The 6,742-nt window shown below is 62.5% G+C and carries 7 protein-coding genes; 2 read left to right on the plus strand and 5 right to left on the minus strand.

Annotation, left to right across the window (positions count from 1 at the left end; translation table 11 throughout):
* Nucleotides 1–258: 258 nt before the first annotated feature.
* A complete protein-coding gene (locus EII34_RS02615) occupies nucleotides 259–1,089 on the minus strand; it encodes a helix-turn-helix transcriptional regulator (RefSeq protein WP_260425017.1) in 831 nt (276 codons plus the stop codon).
* 103 nt (nucleotides 1,090–1,192) lie between these two features.
* On the opposite strand from EII34_RS02615, the gene EII34_RS02620 reads away from it, so the two are divergent.
* Entirely contained in the window at nucleotides 1,193–2,704 is a 1,512-nt protein-coding gene (locus EII34_RS02620; protein WP_260425018.1) for an MFS transporter, read from the plus strand.
* Nucleotides 2,705–3,137: 433 nt separating this feature from the next.
* Nucleotides 3,138–3,482, plus strand: a complete 345-nt coding sequence (locus EII34_RS02625) for a hypothetical protein (protein WP_124842656.1) — start codon at nucleotides 3,138–3,140, stop codon at nucleotides 3,480–3,482.
* On the opposite strand, the gene EII34_RS16435 is transcribed toward EII34_RS02625, so the two are convergent.
* The 4 genes from EII34_RS16435 to EII34_RS16765 form a co-directional block, all read right to left on the minus strand.
* Entirely contained in the window at nucleotides 3,471–3,833 is a 363-nt protein-coding gene (locus EII34_RS16435) for a sulfate permease (RefSeq protein WP_185711137.1), read from the minus strand. The two genes, EII34_RS02625 and EII34_RS16435, sit on opposite strands and share 12 nt — an antisense overlap.
* Before the next feature lie 238 nt (nucleotides 3,834–4,071).
* Entirely contained in the window at nucleotides 4,072–5,961 is a 1,890-nt protein-coding gene (locus EII34_RS02635; protein ID WP_124842564.1) for an AAA family ATPase, read from the minus strand.
* Nucleotides 5,961–6,440, minus strand: coding sequence for an ABC-three component system middle component 2 (locus EII34_RS16680; protein ID WP_311767280.1), 480 nt, complete (start codon nucleotides 6,438–6,440; stop codon nucleotides 5,961–5,963). The genes EII34_RS02635 and EII34_RS16680 overlap by 1 nt, the downstream gene beginning before the upstream one ends.
* Nucleotides 6,433–6,645: an ABC-three component system protein gene (locus tag EII34_RS16765; RefSeq protein WP_395858067.1), complete on the minus strand. Its 213-nt coding sequence runs from the start codon at nucleotides 6,643–6,645 to the stop codon at nucleotides 6,433–6,435. The genes EII34_RS16680 and EII34_RS16765 overlap by 8 nt, the downstream gene beginning before the upstream one ends.
* Nucleotides 6,646–6,742: the final 97 nt, after the last annotated feature.

The raw sequence follows: 6,742 nt of genomic DNA on the forward strand, positions 1-6,742 counted from the left end.
TCCAACCAGGAACAACGGCGAGCCCCTGGAACGCATCAGGGCCAGACGGGCACGAACTCGCTCTCGCACCAGATCATCGACCGGGCTGTGCAAGGACCCGGCGGTTCACCGGGCAGGAATGACGAGTCGGAGACGCTGCGGTCGCTGATCGAGGGCAACTCAACAGCTGGGTGTGCCGCCCCGATGCCCGATGGGAACACATCACCGACCGAACAGCTCCGGACGGCAGCCCGGACAGATCCTGAGTGCTCGGTCTCCTCACAAGAGCTTGATCGCGTCGCGCGAGGCGTCGTCGCGGGGGGTGTAGATCTCAAGTCGGTGGTCTGGGCTGTCGGGCTGTAGCCAAACCTGGTAGTCGACCTTGACGGCTCCGATCGTCGGATGCTGGAGGTCCATCGGGCCGCTCGTGCAATCGGCGACGTCACCCGTGGCCCAGATCGTCGCGAAGTCCGGACTGTGCATGGTGAGCTCACCGATGAGCCCGGCGAGTTTCGCGTCGTCGGGGTAGCGGCCAGACGTGAGGCGGAGGTAGCCGCTGTGGGTGCGGGCGAGTTCCTCCCAATTCCGGTACAGGTCACGGTGCAGCGGATCGAGGAAGAACATCCGTGGGATCGAGGGGCGCATCTCGGGATGTGCCGGGGCGTCGTGGTCGAGGTGTGCGGCGATGAGGGCGTGCCCGGTGCGGTTCCAGGCGAGCACGTCGCCGCGCCGACCGAGCACGATGGCGGGCAGGCTTTCACCCAGCGAGGACAGGAGAGCGGACACGCGGGGGGCGAGGACTTCCGGTTCGGGCTGGCTGAGTCGGGAAAGGCCAGAGCGGTGGGCGAGGTTGTGCAGATGCGTCGTCTCCACATCGTCCAGACCGAGCACCCGGGCGAACGCGTCGAGCACTTGAGATGAGGCGGTGCCGGACTGGTCCTGTTCCAGACGGGTGTAGTAACCGACGGAGACTCCGGCGAGGTGCGCAAGTTCTTCACGTCGCAGGCCGGGCACCCGGCGGGTGGTGCCGTAGGTGTGCAGTCCGGCGTCGTCGGGGGTGACGCGGTCGCGCCGGGTCTTGAGAAACACGCCCAAGGTCTCGGTCTGCACGTTCACCATGCTAGTCAGCCACTTTCGTGCGTGCCTGCACCTGTCAGGTGTACCCATGCCAGGGATCTGGCTGTGCCCGGGCTGCCTGCAGAGGATCGAGTACGTGAACGAGCAAACGCATCTCTCCATCCCCGACGCCTCCGCCTCGCCGCACCGGAAGCAGATCAGGGCGGGTCGCCGCGCGTGGTTCGGGTTGCTGGTCGTGCTCGGCCCGGTGCTGCTGGTCTCGATGGACGGCTCGATCCTGTTCCTGACGATGCCAACGATCACCCACGTCCTCACCCCGAGCGCAGACCAAGCCCTCTGGATACTCGACATCTACGGTTTCGCCGTCGGGTCGCTGCTGATCGCGTTCGGGAACCTCGGCGACCGCTTCGGCAGACTCAAACTGTTGATGATCGGGGCGACCACGTTCGGTCTGGGTTCCGCCGGGGCGGCATTGTCAACCTCACCGGAATGGCTCATCGCCTCCCGCGCCCTCATGGGCCTGGGCGGCGCCACCCTGCTCCCTTCCGGTCTGGCCGTGCTCAGCGAACTGTTCGAGAACCCACGTCAACGCTCCCAGGCCATCGGGATCTTCGCCGCGACCTTCGCCACCGGCTTCGCCATGGGACCGGTCATCGGCGGGCTGCTGCTGAGCCACTTCGCATGGGGCTCGGTGTTCCTCATCAACCTGCCCGTCGTGGTGGTCTTTCTCACCGCCGCCCCGATCGTGCTACGTGAGGTCAAGGCCACCCGGCCCGGCAAGGTCGACCCGGTCAGCATCATCCTCTCGGCAGGTGGCCTCCTCGCCGCCGTGTACGCGGTCAAGCAACTCGCCGCCTACGGCCCCTCCTGGCCCGTCGCCATCTTCGGCGTCACCGGCGTACTGGTGCTCACCTGGTTCATCCTGCGCCAGCGCAACCTCGAATACCCCCTCGTTGACGTGACGCTCTTCCGGGAGAAGGTCTTCACCGTCGCGATCATCACCGGCGTGTTCTCACTGTTCGCCTGGTCGGCCGCCGCCTACCTCACCGGCATCCACCTGCAATCGGTGCTCGGCCTTCCCGTGCTCAGCGCAGCCTTCCTCGCCCTGCCCGGGGCCATCGTGCTCACCATGGTCTGCATCCTCACCCCCAAGCTCGTCGAACGCATCGGTGGACGCGCTGCACTCGTGCTCTGCCACTTCTCGATGGCCGCAGGACTTGCGCTGCTGCTCGCCACCACGATCACCGGCGGCATCGGCTGGTACATCGCCTCCACGGTCATCGCGGGCATCGGCTACGGCATCTCCTTCGCCCTCGTCGCCGACACCGCCGTCTCAGCAGTCCCGCCGAACAGGGCAGGTTCGGCCGGTGCGATCGCGGAGACCTCGAACGAGGTCGGCAACGCCCTTGGCATCGCGCTCCTCGGCTCCACCGCCGCTCTCGTCTTTCGACTCACAGGCCCAGACCTCGCACCCACCCTGGCCGAGACACTGGACCTCACCCTCACCACCGAAGCCGCGGAGCAGGCCAAGACCGCTTTCCTCACCGGCATGCACATCGCCATCGGCATCGCAGCCGTCCTGAGCGCAGCACTCGGCGCACTCGCCCTGCGCTGGATACCGAAGAACAAGCAGACAACCCAACGGTAGGGCCGTTCAATGTAGCCCGAGTGAGATCCAGGGCCAGCCTCGGCCTCCACATCAGAACCGACCGCAAGCGCCATACGACGACTTCGTGAAGTCCACTTCAGGTGCCGCCCGAAGGGGCGATCCATGACACGAACAGCATGACCGATGACATTGTGGAGACAGTGACGGTACCGGAGAACATGGAACCCGCCGCACGGGTCAAGACCTCGACGTCAGCCAGCAAGGATGGACGGCGGAGTCTGGAACTCAAACCAGTGATGTCATTGGTCTGAACAACGAACTTCTGGTGGACCTACGTAGAGAGTTTGACAACTTTGGCTCCGCCGCACGAACCCTGTGTTCGCGCTGGTCACGAGGGGTTTACCGGATATCGAAGCGGCCATCGGAACCCTGCGTTGTGGACTCCCGGGGCCAGTCCGTCCACTCACTTGAGATGACTCAAACTATTCTGACCGATGCCGAAGTCGACCAGCTGGTCACTGCCTACGAGGCCGGCGCGACGCTGCGTGGGCTGGCCAAGCAGTTTCATATCCATCGCCTGACCGCGGCAGCTCATCTTGCACGGCGCGGCGTCCCTGTTCGCCGCGCGGGTCTGGATTCTGTGCAGGCCAAGGAAGCGGCCCGGTTGTACCAATCGGGTTGGACGCTCGTACAGCTGGGCCGCCGGTTCGAGGTGGACGCGCAGACCGTGCGTCGAACCATCGCACGTCAAGGAATGTCGATCCGACCGGGTGGACGACCACGCCGACGTGACAAAAGAGGCGGCTCAGCAGCGTGAGTTGGTGGGGAGCCGCCTCCGGTCCGTCGGGCGCACCGCCTGGGCCATCATCTGCTCGCGCATGATCGCTCGCACGAGGCGGAACAGGCTGATGGGACCGTTGAGAATGAACTTGAAGGCATTCCAGATGCCCCACAGAACAACCAGGTGCAGCCACTCGGGCGCCCCACGGTCCATCAGGATGGTGCACACGTTGGCGATGGCAAGGTATGGGACACCGACGAGCATCGCCGGGACACCCCACTTCAGCCCTCGCCGGGTTCGCGTTGCTGCGAGCAGGCGGTTGCTCGGCATGTAGTGCTGGAAGAAGTCATGGGCGTGGATGCTGAGGATCCAGATGGATCGGAACATGATCGGGCTCTCTCGTCACACGTGCTACTCCGTCGAGGAGGCAGTACGTAGGTGAGCGCCCGTAGGCCGTCCCGAAAGACCCGCAAGAGAGAACCTGCCTCGCCACCAATGTACGCCATCATCGTGCCCCTGGATAGGTGCGGTCCTGCGAGACAGATTGACGCAGGGCCAGATCACCAGCATCGAGCTGCTCTGACGGGCACCCGCACCAAGTGACGGGGCGGGCAACGGGCCGCTACTAGCTTTCCTCGGGTTGGGTGTCGGTCGGGAGCACCGCAAGACCTGCAGCTGACGCCTTCATGGGCAGGAAGCCATACCTGCCGTCGCTAGCATGCTTGGTGAATGGGGTGTCCTTCGCGTCCTGAGCCAGAGGTTCAAGCGGATCAGTGTTCTCCATGACGATGACTTGGCCGTCAAAGTTGTCTTGGATGTTGCGGTAGAACGCCCGAACAACGTCTTCCGGCGGGTCTTCGTCATCATCATGAGAGTGGTCCGGCGGACGATAGGTCACGAGAGGCGAGTCGAGGACGATGAAGCCAGGGTGTGGGAGTTCGCGGTCGAAGCAATACTGCGCGAGTGCGAGGGTGAAGGCTGCGTGCAAAATGGCTCGGACGCCCTTGCCGTGGGCCGACCGCTTTTGGTCTCCCGCGATGATGTCCAGCTCGCTCCGGTCGTATCGGACCAGGGCTGCGTCGGGATATCCCCACTGGCGAAGGCGTTTGGAGATCTCGGCCGAAAACTCTCTCACGGCGGTGAGACTCAGGCTAGTTGCCGCAGTGGCTACCTCTGCGTCGCTCTCACTGGCGATTTTTCGGATCATTGCTTCGAGTGATGCCACTTGGTCGTACAGCCCGAGGTACTTTTCGACCTCACTTCGTTTCGCGAGGAGGTCGTTAAGGTCCCCCTCGTGCGGGGCGATTCTGGCGTCGAGGGCCTCGATTTCCGTTTGCAGACGAGACGACTCCTGACGTGCTGATCTGATTGCTTTGCGGACGCTCCTGTTCCGCTCGTTCACGCTCTCGATCGTGACCAGCAGGTCTTGGTGAAGAGCGCGAGTCTTCAGAGTCTCCGCTTCCACGGACAGGCCAAAGCTGGTCGTATCACCGGCGCAGTCGATATTGAGGTGTTGGTTTGCGGGCTCGGCGCCGCAGAAGACGCACGTGCCCTGCCGAAAGTAACCCAGCAGGTTGCCGACCTCAGCAATCATTTCAAGGCGCGCAAGATCGCTCTCGTACTGTCTGCGCAGCAGCTCAAAGCGCTCTCGCAGAGCGGCGGCATCTGAGTACTCAAGACGATAAGTTCGTTCTTCGCGCTCGATGCGAGTACGGTCCACAAGGAGTTGTCCTCTTTGCCTCGCCAGACCTCCCACCGTGGCAGTGTGTTCAGAAATGGCACGATTCAGCTTAGCCAGCTGTTCCTTGAGTTCGGTCGGTTCAGCGACGTCTTGAAGCCGCGTTTCGAGTTGGCCGAGCATCCGCTCTACTACCTCTTGACGGGCTCCGCGTAAACGCTTCTGTTCTTGAGTTGACGGAACAGTCTCCAGCGCCGAATCGTCTTCTCCTGTGAGCAGGAGCTTGAGAATAGAGACTTCCTTCGTCCTGCTGACATGCTGACCGCTGATCCCCGGCGCCTCTTCAGCCTGCATCTTCGTCTCGCCGATGATGCATAGCTTGGTGAGATCACGGAAACTAAGCATGTTGGTTTCGTTGCGCGCGTTCTTGCGAACTCGCTTTTCGTCGAGCCCGACCTGCCCAAGAAGGAACCGGGAGAGATTTGAGGTCGTTGATGCACTGTGTTTCGCCGAAAGCGACTCATCCGGCGGGCCCGGGGGCTCGAAGCGGAGGTCGGCTCGGTAGAGGCAGATGTCGCCTCCATCGATCGCACGCGCGAGGGTGACGCGGTCACCTTCTGGGAGTTCAAGACCGAGAAGGACCCTACTGTAACCATCCCGTTCGGGTATTTCTTTGAGTGCTTTCGCGCCGAGGACGAAGTCGATGGCATCGACGATGAACGACTTGCCAGTGTCGGAGGGGCCGTGGATGACTGTGACATGGGGGCTGAAGTCTACGGAAGCGTCTGGCACGCTGGTGCCCGTGAAGGTCAGGTGAGTTAGCGTGAGCCGTCTCATCACTGTGCGCCCCCGCCCGGTGCTGGAATGACTTCAAACTCCTCGGACCAGTGTGACGATACTTCGCGCATGCGTTCGCGTAGGCCATGGTCATCGATGTGACCGAGTTCTGCAACAACCCAACGGGCCCGTTCGTGTAGCGCTCGCGCATAGTCGCTTTCGAGAAGGCGGAGAAAACTCTCGGAGCTGTCGCTGGCACGAAACTCAATACCACCGTCCTCGGCAACCATCTCTGCGAGTCCAGCTTGGAGCATGAGGTGAAGTCCATCTTCAATATGCCGTCTCTTTACCCCAAGCTCGCCAACTCGGACAGGGATGGGCGGGTGCAGACTCTCGGGCCCATCGAGGTCCGCGCTGTGGAGAAGGCCGTGGTCCAGAAGCACCAAACGGTTGATGTCGAGATGAGCAGGAAAGGCTGCCGCCAGGAGGGTAAGTACTCGGAGTCCGACCTCGAAAGGGCTGTTGAGGGGGCTATCCATTGCGCTTCACCCAGGTCAGTCGATCCGCGTTGGCAAGCTGGTGACAGATTCCTTGACGGTCTTCCATTCGTGATACTGAGATTAGAGAGTGAGCTCCCAAGTCCAGTTGTCCGGACTGAGTCAGGACAGCGCGGAGTCGATCCATTCCGGTGGCATGCTCAGCTTCGGCGGTGTCGATGACGCCGCTGTACACGTCGCTTTGCAGGAGCTCTAGCCCTCTTTAAACAAAACCTGACGGGGTGATGGGGTGACAGAAGTTTCCTCTGTTTTCATGCTGGCGTGTGTTAGATTTGTGGGGTGTC

Source organism: Arachnia propionica, assembly GCF_003859805.1.
GTDB classification, from domain to species: domain Bacteria; phylum Actinomycetota; class Actinomycetes; order Propionibacteriales; family Propionibacteriaceae; genus Arachnia; species Arachnia propionica_C.

Excerpts from the sequence above, each read along its gene's own strand:
- EII34_RS16680 (WP_311767280.1), bottom strand. The coding sequence starts at position 6,440 with ATGGATAGCCCCCTCAACAGCCCTTTCGAGGTCGGACTCCGAGTACTT.
- EII34_RS02625 (WP_124842656.1), top strand. The coding sequence starts at position 3,138 with ATGACTCAAACTATTCTGACCGATGCCGAAGTCGACCAGCTGGTCACT.
- EII34_RS02635 (WP_124842564.1), bottom strand. The coding sequence starts at position 5,961 with ATGAGACGGCTCACGCTAACTCACCTGACCTTCACGGGCACCAGCGTG.
- EII34_RS16435 (WP_185711137.1), bottom strand. The coding sequence starts at position 3,833 with ATGTTCCGATCCATCTGGATCCTCAGCATCCACGCCCATGACTTCTTC.